Origin of the sequence: Sandarakinorhabdus limnophila DSM 17366 (assembly GCF_945882885.1) — a bacterium.
In the GTDB taxonomy this organism is placed as follows: Bacteria; Pseudomonadota; Alphaproteobacteria; order Sphingomonadales; family Sphingomonadaceae; genus Sandarakinorhabdus; species Sandarakinorhabdus limnophila_A.
Map to the genome: position 1 here is coordinate 1 of NZ_CAMCWT010000028.1, position 15150 is coordinate 15150.

18 protein-coding genes are annotated in these 15150 nt (G+C 65.4%); 10 read left to right on the forward strand and 8 right to left on the reverse strand.

Annotated elements, in window-relative coordinates; translation table 11 throughout:
- A partial coding sequence (locus Q7O19_RS07730; protein WP_303809707.1) for a hypothetical protein occupies positions 1-218 on the reverse strand: 218 nt, incomplete at its 3' end.
- Positions 215-586 carry a phosphoribosyl-AMP cyclohydrolase gene (hisI, locus tag Q7O19_RS07735; RefSeq protein WP_303809709.1) on the reverse strand — a complete coding sequence of 124 codons (372 nt, stop codon included), beginning with the start codon at positions 584-586 and terminating at the stop codon, positions 215-217. The genes hisI and Q7O19_RS07730, both read right to left, overlap by 4 nt.
- A 99-nt stretch (positions 587-685) precedes the next feature.
- Here hisI and purF point away from each other — a divergent pair, with 99 nt between their 5' ends.
- Together purF and Q7O19_RS07745 are read left to right on the forward strand one after the other, a co-directional pair.
- Positions 686-2143, forward strand: a complete 1458-nt coding sequence (gene purF, locus Q7O19_RS07740; protein WP_303809752.1) for an amidophosphoribosyltransferase — start codon at positions 686-688, stop codon at positions 2141-2143.
- 40 nt (positions 2144-2183) lie between these two features.
- The gene (locus Q7O19_RS07745) at positions 2184-2855 is read left to right on the forward strand and encodes an SDR family NAD(P)-dependent oxidoreductase (RefSeq protein ID WP_303809711.1); all 672 of its coding nucleotides are present in this window, start codon (positions 2184-2186) and stop codon (positions 2853-2855) included.
- Between the two features lie 12 nt (positions 2856-2867).
- Here the strand turns inward: Q7O19_RS07745 and def are convergent, their stop codons facing one another.
- A complete protein-coding gene (def, locus tag Q7O19_RS07750; RefSeq protein WP_303809713.1) occupies positions 2868-3425 on the reverse strand; it encodes a peptide deformylase in 558 nt (185 codons plus the stop codon).
- Positions 3426-3561: 136 nt separating this feature from the next.
- Between def and Q7O19_RS07755 the strand changes: the two genes are divergently transcribed.
- Together Q7O19_RS07755 and Q7O19_RS07760 are read left to right on the forward strand one after the other, a co-directional pair.
- Positions 3562-4335, forward strand: a complete 774-nt coding sequence (locus tag Q7O19_RS07755; RefSeq protein ID WP_303793846.1) for a glucose 1-dehydrogenase — start codon at positions 3562-3564, stop codon at positions 4333-4335.
- 192 nt (positions 4336-4527) lie between these two features.
- On the forward strand, positions 4528-5334 hold the full coding sequence (locus Q7O19_RS07760) for a helix-turn-helix domain-containing protein (RefSeq protein ID WP_303809715.1): 807 nt from the start codon (positions 4528-4530) through the stop codon (positions 5332-5334).
- A 1-nt stretch (position 5335) separates the two neighbouring features.
- Here the strand turns inward: Q7O19_RS07760 and Q7O19_RS07765 are convergent, their stop codons facing one another.
- Positions 5336-5818: a DUF2306 domain-containing protein gene (locus Q7O19_RS07765; RefSeq protein WP_303809716.1), complete on the reverse strand. Its 483-nt coding sequence runs from the start codon at positions 5816-5818 to the stop codon at positions 5336-5338.
- 171 nt (positions 5819-5989) lie between these two features.
- On the opposite strand from Q7O19_RS07765, the gene rlmN reads away from it, so the two are divergent.
- Positions 5990-7285: a 23S rRNA (adenine(2503)-C(2))-methyltransferase RlmN gene (rlmN, locus tag Q7O19_RS07770; RefSeq protein ID WP_303809753.1), complete on the forward strand. Its 1296-nt coding sequence runs from the start codon at positions 5990-5992 to the stop codon at positions 7283-7285.
- Here the strand turns inward: rlmN and Q7O19_RS07775 are convergent.
- From Q7O19_RS07775 to hrcA, 3 genes are read right to left on the reverse strand one after another with little or no spacing between them, the layout of a single operon-like run.
- Positions 7282-8505, reverse strand: a complete 1224-nt coding sequence (locus tag Q7O19_RS07775) for a cyclopropane-fatty-acyl-phospholipid synthase family protein (protein WP_303809718.1) — start codon at positions 8503-8505, stop codon at positions 7282-7284. The genes rlmN and Q7O19_RS07775 overlap by 4 nt on opposite strands.
- A gap of 55 nt (positions 8506-8560) precedes the next feature.
- Positions 8561-9103: a nucleotide exchange factor GrpE gene (locus Q7O19_RS07780; protein WP_303782980.1), complete on the reverse strand. Its 543-nt coding sequence runs from the start codon at positions 9101-9103 to the stop codon at positions 8561-8563.
- Entirely contained in the window at positions 9100-10149 is a 1050-nt protein-coding gene (gene hrcA / locus Q7O19_RS07785) for a heat-inducible transcriptional repressor HrcA (RefSeq protein WP_303809720.1), read from the reverse strand. Before hrcA ends, Q7O19_RS07780 begins: the two co-directional genes overlap by 4 nt.
- 103 nt (positions 10150-10252) lie before the next feature.
- Between hrcA and rph the strand changes: the two genes are divergently transcribed.
- From rph to hemW, 3 genes are read left to right on the forward strand one after another with little or no spacing between them, the layout of a single operon-like run.
- Positions 10253-10969 (forward strand): ribonuclease PH, encoded by a 717-nt coding sequence (rph, locus tag Q7O19_RS07790; RefSeq protein ID WP_303809722.1) that lies wholly within the window; start codon positions 10253-10255, stop codon positions 10967-10969.
- A gap of 5 nt (positions 10970-10974) precedes the next feature.
- Positions 10975-11562, forward strand: coding sequence for an RdgB/HAM1 family non-canonical purine NTP pyrophosphatase (gene rdgB, locus Q7O19_RS07795; protein WP_303809755.1), 588 nt, complete (start codon positions 10975-10977; stop codon positions 11560-11562).
- Positions 11559-12704: a radical SAM family heme chaperone HemW gene (gene hemW, locus Q7O19_RS07800; protein WP_303809723.1), complete on the forward strand. Its 1146-nt coding sequence runs from the start codon at positions 11559-11561 to the stop codon at positions 12702-12704. The genes rdgB and hemW overlap by 4 nt, the downstream gene beginning before the upstream one ends.
- Here the strand turns inward: hemW and Q7O19_RS07805 are convergent.
- Complete coding sequence (locus Q7O19_RS07805; RefSeq protein ID WP_303809724.1) at positions 12701-13951, reverse strand: penicillin-binding protein activator; 1251 nt, start codon at positions 13949-13951, stop codon at positions 12701-12703. The two genes, hemW and Q7O19_RS07805, sit on opposite strands and share 4 nt — an antisense overlap.
- Between Q7O19_RS07805 and rsmI the strand changes: the two genes are divergently transcribed.
- Complete coding sequence (gene rsmI / locus Q7O19_RS07810; RefSeq protein WP_303783045.1) at positions 13952-14824, forward strand: 16S rRNA (cytidine(1402)-2'-O)-methyltransferase; 873 nt, start codon at positions 13952-13954, stop codon at positions 14822-14824.
- A complete protein-coding gene (locus Q7O19_RS07815; protein ID WP_303809730.1) occupies positions 14817-15137 on the forward strand; it encodes a YraN family protein in 321 nt (106 codons plus the stop codon). Before rsmI ends, Q7O19_RS07815 begins: the two co-directional genes overlap by 8 nt.
- Positions 15138-15150: the final 13 nt, after the last annotated feature.

The window sequence follows — 15150 nt, forward strand, 5'->3', positions numbered from 1 at the left end:
TGCACGATCGTATCGGGCGCAGCATTGCGCTGATCGACAGACAGGCTGCGGTCCTTCAGCGTGGCGGCCACATCGGCGGCGCGGGTGAGCAGCACGCGACCGAGCACTTTGTCGTCATGCACCGGATCGGCGGCGCGCAGCGCGTCGAAGCGTTCGTGCGGGCGGTTGCGGAACACCTCGTCGAACACGGTTATCTCAAGGCCGGTTGGCAGCGTCATTCACCGTCTCCGATCATCACCAGCCGGCCACCATCGAGCCGGCGGTAGAAGCAATCCTGCCGGCCGGTGTGGCAGGCCGGGCCGGCCGGCTCAACCCGCAACAACAGGCAATCCTGATCGCAATCCACCCTGATCTCCACCACGCGCTGGATGGCCCCCGATGTGGCGCCCTTGTGCCAGAGTTCGCGGCGGCTGCGGCTCCAATAGTGCGCCTCGCCGGTGGCCAAGGTAGCGGCCAGCGCATCGGCGTTCATGTGCGCCACCATCAGCACCGCGCCGCTGGCCGCATCCACCGCCACAGCGGTGAGCAGATCATCGGCGCCCCACCTGGGCCGGAACTCCAGCGTTTCATCCACGGCTTGGCTCATATGTGACACTTTCATCACAAGACAGGTGCAGACAAAGCGGACTGCCCACCCTATATGGCCCGGCATCTGCCGAATGACAAAGGCCACCACATGGACAAGATGCTCACCACCGATCCGTGGGAAGACGATCATCTCCACGAGGAATGCGGCGTGTTTTCGGTTTATGGTGCCGAAGGCGCGGCCGCGCTGGTGGCACTTGGCCTGCATGCCCTGCAGCACCGCGGCCAGGAAGCCGCTGGCATCACCACGTTTGATGGCAAGGAATTTCACACCCACCGCGCCATGGGGCATGTGGCAGGCAATTTCGACAATGATTCGGTGATCAACAAGCTGAAGGGCGAGATCGCCATCGGCCACAATCGCTATTCCACCACGGGTGAAACTGCACTCAGGAACGTGCAGCCGCTGTTTGCCGAACTGGCCAGCGGCGGCTTTGCTGTTGCGCACAACGGCAATATCTCTAACGCCACCACCTTGCGCCGCGAACTGGTGCGGCGCGGATCGATCTTCCAATCGACCAGCGATACCGAAGTGATCATCCACCTTGTTGCCACCTCGTCGTATCGCACCCTGCTCGATCGCTTCATCGATGCGCTGAAGCGGGTGGAAGGCGCATACAGCCTGATCTGCCTCACCGCCGAAGGCATGCTGGCCTGCCGCGATCCACTCGGCATCCGCCCGCTGGTGCTGGGCCGGTTGGGGGACAGCTACATCCTCTCCTCGGAAACCGTTGGCCTCGACATGGTGGGGGCGACCTTCCTGCGCTCGGTCGAACCGGGCGAGTTGATCATCATTTCCGGGCGCGGCCTGCGCTCGATCCGGCCGTTCGCGCCAGTGCGGGCGCGGCCGTGCATCTTCGAACATGTTTATTTCAGCCGCCCCGATTCGATGATGGACGGCAGCAGCGTGTATGAAGTGCGCAAGCGCATCGGCGCCGAACTGGCTCGCGAGAATCCGGTGGACGCCGACATGGTGGTGCCAGTGCCCGACAGCGGCGTGCCCGGCGCCATTGGCTATGCCCAGGAAAGCGGCATCCCGTTCGAACTGGGCATCATCCGCAGCCATTATATTGGCCGGACGTTCATTCAGCCCGGCGACCAGATCCGCAATTTGGGCGTCAAGCTGAAGCATAATGCCAACCGCGCGCTGATCGCCGGCAAGCGCATCGTGCTGATCGACGATTCGATCGTGCGCGGCACCACATCGGTCAAGATCGTGCAGATGCTGCGCGAAGCCGGCGCGGAGGAAGTGCATATGCGCATCGCCAGCCCACCGACGCGGCACAGCTGCTTCTATGGCGTCGACACGCCGGAACGATCCAAGCTGCTGGCCGCCCAGATGGATGTCGAGCGGATGCGCGATTATATCAAGGTGGACAGCCTGTCGTTCCTGTCGATCGACGGCCTCTATCGCGCCGTGGGTGAACCCACCCGCGACGAGCACGCGCCGCAATATTGCGACGCCTGCTTCACCGGCGATTACCCGACGCGGCTGACCGACCAGGAAGAAGTGGAAGTGCCGGACCAGCTGAGCCTGCTGGCCGAGCGCGTCATCTGAGGCGCTTGCCCTGCCCGTCCCTGCCGCCTAAGGCCGCCGCATGACCGACATCACGACCAAGAAACTCGCCCTCGTTACCGGCGCCAGCCGCGGCATTGGCGCGGCAACGGCCGAAATGCTGGCCCGCGAAGGCTGGCACGTGATCATCACCGCCCGCACCGAAGCCGGGCTGGCCGAGCTGGACGACCGCATCCACAAGGCCGGCGGCAGCGCCACCATCGCGCCGTTTGACCTGACCGACAGCGACGCCATCGACCGGCTGGGCAATGCCATCGGCGGCCGCTGGGGCCGGCTGGATGCGCTGATCCTCAATGCGGCGCAGCTGGGCACGCTGGCGCCGGTGCCGCACCTTGATCTGAAGGAATGGGACAAGCTGATCGCGCTCAATCTCACCGCCAACATGCGGTTGATCCGGGCGCTTGATCCCTGGCTGCGCCAATCGGCGGCTGGCCATGTCGTGGCCGTCACCTCGTCGGTGGCCGCCAGCCCACGCGCCTATTGGGGCGGCTATGCCGCGACCAAGGCGGCGCTGGAAAATCTGGTGGCAACCTATGGTGAAGAGGTGAAGAACGTCTCCGCCATCCGCACGCACATCATTGATCCCGGTGCCACCCGCACCGTGATGCGCGCCCGTGCCTATCCGGGCGAAGATCCGGCCCGGCTGAAACCGCCGGAAGATGCGGCGCGGCTGATCCTGGATCGGCTGGGCTGAACCCGGCGCCGCTCAAGCGGCGCGGCTGGTCTTGCGCAGTTTTTCCAGTTTCTTCAGCAGCATGTCGCGCTTCAGCTTGCTGAGGTGATCGATGAACAGCACGCCGTTCAGATGGTCCATCTCGTGTTGCAGGCAGGTGGCGAGCAGGCCGTCCAACTTCTCGTCGTGGGCCTTGCCCTGCTCGTCGAGCCATTTGACCTGGATTTCCGCCGGGCGCTGCACATCGGCATACATTTCCGGGACCGACAGGCAGCCTTCCTGATAGACCGACAGCTCGTCGGATTCCCAAATGATCTCCGGGTTGATGAACACGCGCGGTTCTTTCACGCGCACGATCTTGTCGGGATCAGCGTCTTCCGGCGTGTCATCAGCTTCGCGCTGCAGATCGATCACCAGGATGCGTTCCGCCACGCCCACCTGGATGGCGGCCAGGCCGATGCCCGGCGCGTCATACATGGTCTCGAACATGTCGGCGATCAGCGTGCGGTGCGCGTCGGTGACGGCGTCCACGGGCGTGCTGATCTGCTTCAGCCGGGCGTCGGGCGTTTCGATGATGGGGAGGATGGCCATGGGCGGCACGTATGGTGCAGGCGGCGGGGCGTCAAGGGCTGCGGCAATTCACGGGCACACCCATGAGTCACAGCTTTTCAGCCGGGCGCGGTGCGGGCAAGGTGGTGTTGACCACGAAAACCAAGGGGAAGATGACATGAACCGACTGGCAGGCAAGGTGGCACTGATCACTGGCGCAGCGCAGGGCTTGGGCGAGGCGATGGCCCGCCGCATGGTGGAAGAAGGCGCCCGCGTGGTGCTGACCGACATCAACGAAGCCGGCGTGAAGGCCGTGGCGGCCAGCATCGGTGATGCCGCGGTGGCCTGCCGCCATGATGTGACCAGCCCCGAAGACTGGGCCGCTGCTGTTGCCTTTGCCGAGGAAAAGTTCGGCGGATTCCACGTGCTGGTCAACAATGCCGGCATCGCGGCGGGTTCAACGGTAGAGGCCACTGATTTCGACACGTGGAAACGCGTGCATTCGATCGATCTCGACAGCGTGTTCCTGGGCTGCAAGCTGAGCCTGCCGACCATGGCGCGCACCGTGCGCGAAACCAATGTGCGCGGCAGCATCATCAATCTTTCCAGCATCGCTGGCGTGATCGCCGCCCACAACAGCGCCGCCTACAACAGCGCCAAGGCCGCCGTGCGCCACCTGACCAAGAGCGTGGCGCTGCACTGTGCCAAGCAGAAATATCGCATCACCTGCAACAGCATCCACCCGGTGTTCATCGACACGCCGATCCTGAAGGGCATCACCGACGCCATGGGCCGCGAAGCCGGGCTGGAAAAGCTGGGCCGGCAGATCCCGCTGGGCGCGGTGGGAGAACCGGATGATATCGCCTGGGCTGCCGTCTATCTGGCCAGCGATGAAGCCAAGATGGTGACTGGCCATGGCCTGTACGTGGATGGCGGCATCAGCGCGATGTGAGGCACTGGCCGGGAACCGGCAAGATCCGCGTTAAATGAACTATTGGTAAAATGATGTGAATGACTTGCGGTTGCAGGGCCGGCCGTTAATGCAGAAAGGGGATCAAGGATTGGGGGTGGCGTGTTCAGTGCCAGTGACATGCAGACACGCAATGTCTTGCCAGACGTGCATTTTGCGCTTCCGGCGCCACAATTGCGGCCACTGATCACCACTTATTATGGCGTTTTAACGCCGGTCGCGCTGGAAGATCATCTCCATACCGAATGGGGCAATATCCGTTTCACCATCACCGGCGAATGGACGGTGGAACGGCCCGGCTCGACCGATCCCACCGGAACGCGGGGCGCCCTGTTCGGGCCCACAGATCGCACCGCCATTGTCCGTTCGGCTGGTCCGGGCCGCACAGTCGGTGCGGGACTCACGGCGATGGGCTGGGCGACGCTGGTACAGCAGTCAGCGCATGAACATGCCAATCGCATCCACGATCTGGCCGATATCTACGGGCCCACTGCCGAGCGCTTGTGGGCCGATCTGTGCACCAGTGATTGGGAAGGCTGCTGCGCGCTATTCGATCGGTTTTTCGGCGAACTGGCTGTTGCCGCACCGCCGCCTGAACCGTTGATCGAACGGGTTGAGCAGGCGCTGGTGAGCGGCAACATAGATACAGTGCAGGATTTCGCCCACGAACTGGCCATGACGGAGCGCACCCTGGCGCGGCTGTGCCAACGCGCCTTCGGCTTTTCGCCCAAGCAGCTGCTGCGCCGCCAGCGCTTCCTGCGCACGCTGGCCCAGATCGGCGACAGGCTCGACCAGCCGTTGGCGACGTTGCTCGACGGCGGTTACTATGACCAGTCGCACTTCATCCGGGAATTCAGGGCCTATATGGGCATGACGCCGATGGCCTATTTCAACAGCCCGCGCCAGATGATGCGGCGGGCCGGCGCCGAACGATTGCGCACCGCTGGCGCCCGGGTGCAGGGGCTGCACCAGCAGGGCTGATTCAGCGGCCCATCAGCCATTCGCCCAGCTTGCGCCCGAACGGCAAGGTGAACAGGCCGGCGATCAATAGGCTGCCGATCACCAGGCCGCGGATATTGCCTTCATGCCCGGCCCGGTCATGCCGGCGCGCCTTCAGCACCGCCTGCGGCACTGAAATGGCCACAAACAGGCTGATGGCGTGGATGGGCGAAAAATCGCCCACGAACACCCCGCCCAACTGCCGCGAGCCGGCATTGAAACACAAGGTGAGCAGCGCGTTGCCCAGCATCAGCCCGGCCCAGATGCGGCCCAGCAGGCGATGGCGCGCCGTGCCCTTTGGCCCCAGCAGCATCGGCACGGTGATGCCCATGATGATGATCATGCTGGCCAGGTGGATCTGCACCAGCAGCGGCAGGGCCGGAAACTGGCTGGCACCGCGCACCACCGCCACCAGCACCACGGCCAGCAGTGCCGCGTTGGCCACGGCCAGATTTCGGTTGGACAAGAACGACGCCATCACACCCCCAGATCTGAAGCCCCAGTGTCGCCGCGCAACCGTGGCGGCCCAAGCTGTTTTACGCTGCGGCCAATTTGCGATATGGCCCGCGCGATGAACAACGATGCCTCCCCGACCAATGACGACAGCAGCGACAACGGGGCGCTGCCTGCGGACGTGATGCCCATCCCCGGCCTGTCTGACCCGATGGTGCTGCCGCGCAAGACCGTGGCGCGTGCCGATGGCAAGCGGGCACTGATCGGCCTGTCGAAAGATCAACTGCGCGCCGCGCTGGCCGAGATCGGCCTGCCGGCCAAGCAAGTGAACATGCGCGCCAGCCAGGTGTGGCACTGGCTTTATCATCGCGGTGTCACCGAAGTTTCGGCGATGGCCAATATCGCCAAGGACACGCGCGCGCTGCTGGATGACCATTTCGTCGTCGGCCGCCCGGAAGTGGTGACGGCACAAGTGTCGAGCGACGGCACCCGCAAATGGCTGCTGCGCTTCGGCGACGACGAGGAAGCCGAATGCGTGTTCATTCCCGATGCCTGGCGCGGCACCTTGTGCGTGTCGTCGCAGGTCGGCTGCACATTGAATTGCCGTTTCTGCCACACCGGCACGATGAAGCTGGTGCGCAACCTGACGGCGGCCGAAATCGTGGGCCAGGTCATGCTGGCGCGCGATGCACTGGGGGAATGGCCGGGCGCGACGCCTTTGCCGATCACCCGCCCCACCGCCAGCGATGCCGCCGACGATCTGGACGAGGATGACGTAACTTGGGTGCCCGGCGCGCACAATGCGGGCAGCAATTACACTGCCGAAGGCCGCATGCTCACCAACATCGTGATGATGGGCATGGGCGAGCCGCTGTATAATTTCGACAATGTGCGCGATGCGTTGCAGATCGTCATGGATGGTGATGGCCTGGGCCTGTCCAAGCGCCGCATCACGCTCTCAACCAGCGGCGTGGTGCCGATGATGGTGCGCGCCGGCAAGGAGATCGGCGTCAATCTCGCTGTGTCGCTGCACGCCGTCACCAAGGAAATCCGCGACGAGATCGTGCCGATCAACAAGAAATACGGCATCGAGCAATTGCTGCAGGCCTGCGCCGATTATCCCGGCGTCAACAACGCCCGGCGTATCACCTTCGAATATGTGATGCTGGCCGGCAAGAACGACAGCGACGAGGATGCGCATGAGCTGGTGCGGCTGATCCGCAAATATCGCCTGCCGGCCAAGGTGAACCTGATCCCGTTCAACCCGTGGCCGGGCAGCATCTATGAATGTTCGTCGCAGGAACGCATTCGCGCCTTTTCGGACATCATCTTCAAGGCCGGCATCAGCGCCCCGGTGCGCACGCCGCGCGGGCGGGACATCATGGCAGCGTGTGGCCAGCTGAAATCGGCGTCGGAAAAAATCAGCCGGGCGGAACTCGACAAGCGGGCGGCGGAAAAGGAACTGGGCTGGGTGGATTAAGGCGCTCCACACGGCAACCCCTTCTCCACATCGCGCATGTAATCACGGGCAAGTGGCAGCGCATCCCGCCGCTTGGTCATCTGCATCTGCACATTCATGTGGCCATCATTGGCAAAGGCGCACCACGCCGCCGCCAGATAGAACATCCACATCCGGTAAAAGCGGGCATCGTACAGGGCCGTGATCGCATCCTCCTGTACGGCGCAGCGGTCATACCAAGCCTTCAGCGTGTAAGCATAATGCAGGCGCAGCACCTCGATATCGGTGATCCACAGCCAGGCCCGCTCCACCGCCGGCACGATCTGCGACAGCGCCGGAGAATGGCCGCCGGGGAAGATATATTTCGCCGTCCACGGAACCGTGGCGCCCGGCCCGTCGGCACGGGCGATGGTGTGGAGCAACGCCACGCCGTCGGTGGCCAGCAGGCGCTCTACGGTATCGAAGAACTGCTGATAATGCGGCAGGCCGACATGTTCGAACATGCCAACTGAGACGATCCGATCAAACTGCCCGGTCATCTGGCGATAGTCGATCAATTGGCAATCAACGCCGGTCAGCCCCTGCCGCACGGCTTCGGCGCGAGCATATTTCAACTGTTCTTCCGAAAGGGTGATGCCGGTCACCTGCGCGCCCGACACCTTGTGCAGGTAGCGCGCCAGCCCGCCCCAGCCGCAGCCGATATCGAGCACTTGGCTCCCCGGTTTCAGATCAAGCTTGGCGGCGATATGCGCCAGCTTGGCCTCCTGCGCCGCTTCCAGCGAGGTGATGCCCGGCGCCCAATAGGCGCAGCTATATTGCCGGTGCGGATCGAGGAACAGGTCGTAGAGCCGATCATCAAGGTCATAATGATGGGCGACGTTGCGCTTTGACCGACGCTCGAAATTGATCCCGTCCCACCACGCCGCCAACCTTGCCTGCCGCCACAGCGCAAAGCGCACCGGATTGTCGCGTTCCCAGCGCAGATTGTGGGTGACGAGATCGAGCAGGGCAAAAATATCGCCCTGCTCCATGACCAGACGGCCATCCATGAAGGCCTCGCCCGCGCCGAGCGCCGGATTGAGCGCGATGGCCCGTGCCGTGGCATTGTCGGCCAAACGGATGCGGACCGGCGCACGGGTGGCGCTGGGCTTGCCATAGCGCCGCTTGCCGCCGGCCGGGTCGATCACGACCAACTCGCCATCCTGCATGAAGCGCTTGAAGAGGCGATCAAACAGCCACATGCCGGCAGACTGCCAAAGCTGCCGGCAAGGTCAAGTCAGGGGTTTGACGTGGTGGTCAGGCGCGCGAAACACTCACCATCGCCGGGCGCAGCAGGCGATCGCGGATCGTCCAGCCACTGGCCAGTTCGGCCACCACGCTGCCGGCGTCCATATCGCTTTCCACCTCCAGCATCGCCTGATGGCGATTGGGATCAAGCGGTTCGCCCGGCGTGATCTCGATCTTGGATATGCCCTGGCGGCCAAAGATCGCCAGCAGCTCGCGTTCGGTCGCCTCGATGCCGGCGCGCACATTGTCGAAGCCATCGGCCGGCAGCGACGCAACGGCGCGGCGCAGATTTTCGGCCACCGCCAGCATGTCGCGGGCAAAGCCGGTCACAGCATATTGCGTGGCTTCCGCCTTGTCGCGCTCCAGCCGGCGGCGGGTATTTTCCAGATCCGCCAGGGAGCGCAGCACGCGATCCTTCAGATCGGCGATTTCCTGGTCCTTGGCCAGCAGCGCTTCGGCCAGATCGATCTCCGGTGCGGCCGCTTCGGGCGCTTCGTTTTCCGGGGTTTCGGTGTTTTCGGTCGTGCCAGAGTTTTCGGTTGTGTCTGTCATGATACCAGTCTGCTCAGGGTTCGGGCGGTGAAATCCACCATGGGGATGACGCGTGCATAGTTCAACCGCGTCGGCCCGATAACCCCCACAACGCCGATCACCTTGCCATCGTTCCCGCGATAGGGTGCGGCAATGACGCTGGACCCCGACAACGAGAACAGGCGCGATTCTGCCCCGATGAAGATGCGCGCTGCCTCTGCCTCGCGGGCGCGGTCGAGCAGGCGGATGAGTTCGGCCTTGTCTTCCAGATCATCAAGCAACTGGCGCACCCGTTCAAGATCCACCGCATCTTCGACCAGATTGGCCTGGCCGCGCACGATCAGCACGGGGCGGGCCGCCGCATCCGAAGACCAGGCCGCCAGCCCGGCCGCCACTGCCGTCTGCGTCAGCGTATCGAGCATGACGCGATCACGAGCGATCTTTTGGCTCATGCGCGCCGTGGCTTCGACAAGCGTCAGCCCGGCCAGCCGCGTGGTGATATAGTTGGCCGCGGCTTCCAGCGAGGCCGGCAGCACGCCCACCGGCAGATCGAGCAGACGGTTTTCGACACTGCCATCGGCGCCGACCAGCACCACCAGCGCGCGGGTGGGGGACAGCAGCACGAAACTGATCTGACGGATGACGAGTTCGCGCGCCGGCACCAAGACCAGCCCGGCGCACTGCGACAGGCCCGACAGCGCGGCGGTGGTGCGTGTCAATGCTTCTTCCATCGCCACGCCCGGTGCCAGCCCCGCTTCCAGCGCGGCGCGTTCATCCTGCGACGGCTCGGCGGCCTGCATCATGCCATCAACGAACATCCTGAGACCCAGTTCGGTCGGCAGCCGCCCGGCGGATGTGTGCGGCGCGGCGAGCAGGCCGAGTTCCTCCAGATCCTGCATCACATTGCGGATCGAGGCCGGCGACAGGCCCAACCCGCCTTTTGAGAGCGTGCGGCTGCCCACCGGCGCACCCGACACCAGATAGGCATCGACAATCTGCCGGAAAATCTCGCGCGCTCGTGTGTTGAGCTCGGCCAGCGCCAAGGTCTGCTGGTTCGTTGGCTGCATAGGCGCAATCTAAGGTGCGTGGGCACGCGGCGCAATGGGCGCTTCCCTTCGGAGCCCCCACGCAATAAGGCCCACCCAACTGCAATCAGGAAAGACACGCCCCATGCGCCCATCAGGCCGCGCCCCCGATCAGATGCGCACCATCGAGATGATCCCCGGCTTTTCCGCCCACGCCGAAGGATCGTGCCTGGTCAAGTTCGGCAACACCCATGTGCTGGTGACCGCCAGCGTGGAAGACCGGGTGCCGCCATGGCTGCGCGGTGGCGGCAAGGGCTGGGTGACGGCCGAATATGGCATGCTGCCGCGCGCCACCCATACCCGTGGCCAGCGCGAAGCCGCCAAGGGCAAGCAATCGGGCCGCACCCAGGAAATCCAGCGCCTGATCGGCCGCTCCCTGCGCGCGGTCACCGATCTGACGCTGCTGGGCGAACGCCAGATCACGCTGGATTGCGACGTGATCCAGGCCGATGGCGGTACGCGGACGGCGGCGATTTCCGGCGCCTGGGTGGCGCTGCGCCTCGCCATCGACGCGATCCACGCCAAGACCCCGCTGGCCGGCGATCCGCTGAGCCTTCAGGTCGCGGCGATTTCGTGCGGGATCCACAATGGCAATGCTGTCCTCGATCTTGATTATATCGAGGACTCGGCCGCCGGCACCGACGCCAATTTCGTGCTGACCAACCAGGCCGGCATCGTGGAAGTGCAAGGCACCGCCGAAGGCGAACCGTTCGACGAGGAAGCCCTGCTGCGCCTGCTGCGCCTGGCCCGCATCGGCTGCAACGAGGTGTTTGCCGCGCAGCTGAACGCGGTCGGCCGGTGAGGCAGCTGCTGCCGGGCCGGCTGGTGCTGGCCACGCACAACCCCGGCAAGGTGGTGGAACTGGCCGAACTGCTGAACCCGCACGGGCTGGACGTGGTGTCGGCCGGCGAACTGGGTTTACCGGAGCCGGATGAGACGGAAACGAGCTTCATCGGCAATGCCCGGCTGAAGGCGCTGTCGGCGGCCACACTGAGCGGCCTGCCGGCAATTGCCGACGACAGCGGGCTATGTGTGGATCGCCTGGGCGGCGCGCCCGGCATCTACTCGGCGCGCTGGGCTGGGCCGGGCAAGGACTTCGCTGTCGCCATGGCGCGCGTTAACGACGAACTGGGCACGCAGCCCCGCACCGCCCATTTCATCTGCGCTCTGTGCGTGGCCTGGCCCGATGGCCACACCGAAGTGGTAGAAGGCCGGGTTGACGGAACACTGGTGTGGCCGCCGCGCGGGGGCAACGGCTTCGGCTATGATCCGATGTTCCTGATGGACAGCAAGGCGCAGACCTATGGCGAGATGCCCCGTGCCGAAAAGGAAGCCGACAACCACCGCGCCCGGGCCTTCCGGCAGCTGGACGCGCTGTTGCCGCCGGTGGCATGACAGACGCACCGCCTGTCGCGCTGTACGTCCACTGGCCGTTCTGCGTCACCAAATGCCCCTATTGTGATTTCAACAGCCATGTCCGCGAGACGGTGGACCAGGCCGCATGGCAGGCCGCCCTCCTCGCCGATCTGGCATTTGAAGCCACCCGCCTGCCTGGCCGCCGGCTGGCCAGCATCTTCTTCGGCGGCGGCACACCCAGCCTGATGCCGCCTGACACGATTGCGGCCATCATCGATGCGGCGTGCCAGCACTGGACGCCCGAACCCGATCTTGAAGTCACGCTGGAAGCCAACCCGTCGAGTGTGGAGGCCGGCCGCTTCGCCGGCTTCGCCAGCGCCGGGGTGAACCGGCTGAGCCTTGGCGTTCAGGCCCTCGACGATGCAGCGCTCAAACTGCTTGGCCGCCCGCACGACGTCGCCGCCGCGCTCGCGGCGCTTGATGTCGCGCAAGCCACCTTCGGCAGGGTCAGTTTCGATCTCATCTATGATCGGCCCGGCATGACGCGGGAAAGCTGGCAGGCGGAACTCTCCCGCGCCCTCGGCTTCGGCACCACCCACCTGTCGCTTTACCAGCTCACCATTGAACCCGGCACGCGCTTTGCCGCCCTGCACGCGCGCGGGCAATTGGTGATGCCGGATGATGATACCAGTGCTGATCTGTTCGCCATGACGCAGGCGATCACGGCCGCGGCGGGGGTGCCGGCCTATGAAATCTCCAACCACGCCGCACCCGGCATGCAGAGCCGCCACAATCTCACTTACTGGCGCTATGGCGATTATGCCGGCATCGGGCCGGGTGCGCATGGCCGGCGCGAGGGCGTTGCCACGCTCAGACGCAAGAAACCGGAGTACTGGCTGACCGGCGTGAATGAAAGCGGCCACGGCCTGGAAAGCGAGACGCTGCTCAGTGTGGCAGAGCGCACAACCGAGGCGCTGGTGATGGGGCTGCGCCTCGCCGAAGGGCTGGACGCGGCGCGTTTTGCGACGCGCTGCGGCACGGCGCTGGCCGACGCGGTGAAGCCGGATGCCGTTGCCCGGCTGGTGGCACAGGGACTGCTAACCAGCGACTCGCGCGGCTTGCGCCTAACCACTGCCGGCTGGCCGCTGGCAAATGCCGTGCTGGCGGAGATTGCGCGTTAGAAGCTGTTCGGCGCCGGCGAGACGGTGCCCGTACCGAGTTGATCCACTTCCAGCGCCCGCTCTGCCACGCCCGACGGGGTGAAGCGGAAGGCGCCGTCGATACCGGCAAAGCCATCGCGCGCCAGCAGCGCCGCGCGCGGGAACGGCTGGCCAAGCGTCCAACGCGCGGCCAGGCTGGAGGCGAGCAGCACCGCATCATAACCCAGCGACGCCAGCCGCGACGGGTTGGTGCCATGCTTGGCACGGTAGCGCACGGCCAACCTGTTGAAGCGCGCATCCGACACGGTGGCATAAAGCGCGCCCTTCAGCGCCGGCACGCGGGCCAGGCCGGGTTCGTTGTTCCAAAGCTCCGTGCCCAAAATCACCACCTGCCCCGGCGCTACGCCAAAACGGGCCAACGGCTGCAGAAAACGTGCGGCGGCGGCGCCGGAATCGGCGATCATCAGCGCCTGGAACGGCACCGGCGCCAAGGCCCCGGCCACCCGCGCCACCGTGCCATCGGCGCGGATCTGCGGCTTGCCACTGGCGCGCACCCGGGCATCATAGTTGGTCACCTGCGCTGCCGCTGCCGCCAGCTTGGCCGGATCGCGGGCATAGGAAACCAGCGCCGTCGATCTCCCACCCGAAGCGTTCACCGCCTTCACGAAGGCCAGTTGCGCGCGCTGGCCATAGGCGCCCTGCGGCACCAGCGCGGCGAAGCGATCAACGCCGCGGCTACGCGCATAGGTGATCACCCGCGCAATCGCCTGGCCGGGCTGAAAGCCCAGCACCAACACATCACCGCCAGCAACCCCGGCATCGTTGGAGAAGGACAGGATCGGCACCGGCCGGCCGGCCACCGCGGCCGTCACCGCCGGCACATCGCTGGCCAGTAGCGGCCCCAGGATCAAGCCGGCACCCGCCGCCATCGCCCTGGCTGCGGCTTCGCCCGCGCCGGGCGCCGTATCGAAACTGAGCAATTGCACCTGCGGCTTGCCAAGATCGGCCATGGCCAGAGCGGCGGCATTGGCGATGGATTTGCCCAGCGCCGCATTGGGACCGGTGAGCGGCACCAGCAGCGCCACCTTGTTCAGCCGGGCTTCCGGCAACGGCGCCGGTTTGGGCGCGGTCACCACGGGCGGCGGCGGCGCGGCCACCACGGTTGGCGCCTTTTTCGGCGTCGAACAGGCCGCCACCAGCAGCCCAAGCCCGATCATGCCGGCGCGAACCACTTGCCAGCCGTTTCCAACCCGGCTCTTGATAGCCATGTGAGCTTGCACCCTTCCTTCGATCCCGACGCCCTGCCTGAAGCAGCGCTTGCGCCGGGGCTTTACATCGTTGCGACGCCGATCGGCAATCTCATGGATATCACCGCCCGCGCCCTGCTGGTGCTGGCCCGCGCCAGTCTGATCGCCTGTGAGGATACACGGGTCACCGGCAAGTTGCTTGGACATTTCGGCATCAAGACGAAGATGCTGCCCTATCATGATCATAACGCCGCCCGCGCCCGGCCGGGCCTCATCATGCGGGCGCTTGCAGAGCCGGTGGCGCTGGTCTCCGATGCCGGCACGCCGCTGATTTCCGATCCCGGCTACAAGCTGGTCGCAGAAGCCCGCGCGGCAGGTGTGAACGTGGTGACGGTGCCCGGTCCCTCGGCAGTGATCGCGGCGCTGTCCATCGCCGGGCTGCCCACCGATCGTTTCCTGTTCGCCGGCTTCCTGCCTGCCAAGGAAAAGGCCAAGGCCGATGTGATCACCGAGCTGGCAAACGTGCCGGCCACGCTGGCCTTCTACGAATCCGGCCCGCGCCTCGCCGTCACGCTGGCGGCGTTGCACGCTGGGCTGGGCGATCGCCCGGCCGCCGTGGGCCGCGAACTAACCAAAAAGTTCGAAGAGATGGTGACCGGCACGCTTTCGGAGCTCGCCGCGCGCTGGGCGGATGCGCCGCCGAAGGGCGAGATTGTCGTGCTCGTCGGGCCGCCGCTGCCGCCGCCCGCCGCCAGCGCCGATGATCTTGATTCGGCCCTGCATGCCGCCTTGGCGACAATGCGGGTGAAGGATGCGGCCAAGGCCGTTGCGGATCGGCTGGGCCTGTCGAAATCCGAGGTCTATGCCCGCGCACTGGCGCTCAAAAATGGCTGACCCACGTCGCCAAGCCAACGAACGGCGCGGATGGATGGCCGAACATATTGCCGCCATCTGGTTGATCACAAAGGGTTATCGCCTGATCGGCCGCCGGCTGCGCACGCCCGGCGGCGAGATTGATCTGCTGCTGCGCCGCCGCGATGCGCTGGTGTTTGTAGAAGTGAAAGCGCGGCCCACTCTCGACTCCGGCGTGGCAGCACTGCATCTTGCGCAACAGCGGCGTTGCCAGGCAGCCGCCCGCTGGCTGGCAACGCGCTATGGCTGGCCGGGCGCGGTGATCCGGCACGACGCGGTGGTGGTCACACCGTGAGCGCCGCCCCGGC

What these genes read in the sequence shown, in the direction of transcription:
- hisI (WP_303809709.1), bottom strand. Translation starts at nt 586, where the DNA reads ATGAGCCAAGCCGTGGATGAAACGCTGGAGTTCCGGCCCAGGTGGGGC.
- purF (WP_303809752.1), top strand. Translation starts at nt 686, where the DNA reads ATGCTCACCACCGATCCGTGGGAAGACGATCATCTCCACGAGGAATGC.
- Q7O19_RS07745 (WP_303809711.1), top strand. Translation starts at nt 2,184, where the DNA reads ATGACCGACATCACGACCAAGAAACTCGCCCTCGTTACCGGCGCCAGC.
- def (WP_303809713.1), bottom strand. Translation starts at nt 3,425, where the DNA reads ATGGCCATCCTCCCCATCATCGAAACGCCCGACGCCCGGCTGAAGCAG.
- Q7O19_RS07755 (WP_303793846.1), top strand. Translation starts at nt 3,562, where the DNA reads ATGAACCGACTGGCAGGCAAGGTGGCACTGATCACTGGCGCAGCGCAG.
- rlmN (WP_303809753.1), top strand. Translation starts at nt 5,990, where the DNA reads ATGCCCATCCCCGGCCTGTCTGACCCGATGGTGCTGCCGCGCAAGACC.
- Q7O19_RS07775 (WP_303809718.1), bottom strand. Translation starts at nt 8,505, where the DNA reads ATGTGGCTGTTTGATCGCCTCTTCAAGCGCTTCATGCAGGATGGCGAG.
- Q7O19_RS07780 (WP_303782980.1), bottom strand. Translation starts at nt 9,103, where the DNA reads ATGACAGACACAACCGAAAACTCTGGCACGACCGAAAACACCGAAACC.
- hrcA (WP_303809720.1), bottom strand. Translation starts at nt 10,149, where the DNA reads ATGCAGCCAACGAACCAGCAGACCTTGGCGCTGGCCGAGCTCAACACA.
- rph (WP_303809722.1), top strand. Translation starts at nt 10,253, where the DNA reads ATGCGCCCATCAGGCCGCGCCCCCGATCAGATGCGCACCATCGAGATG.
- hemW (WP_303809723.1), top strand. Translation starts at nt 11,559, where the DNA reads ATGACAGACGCACCGCCTGTCGCGCTGTACGTCCACTGGCCGTTCTGC.
- Q7O19_RS07805 (WP_303809724.1), bottom strand. Translation starts at nt 13,951, where the DNA reads ATGGCTATCAAGAGCCGGGTTGGAAACGGCTGGCAAGTGGTTCGCGCC.
- Q7O19_RS07815 (WP_303809730.1), top strand. Translation starts at nt 14,817, where the DNA reads ATGGCTGACCCACGTCGCCAAGCCAACGAACGGCGCGGATGGATGGCC.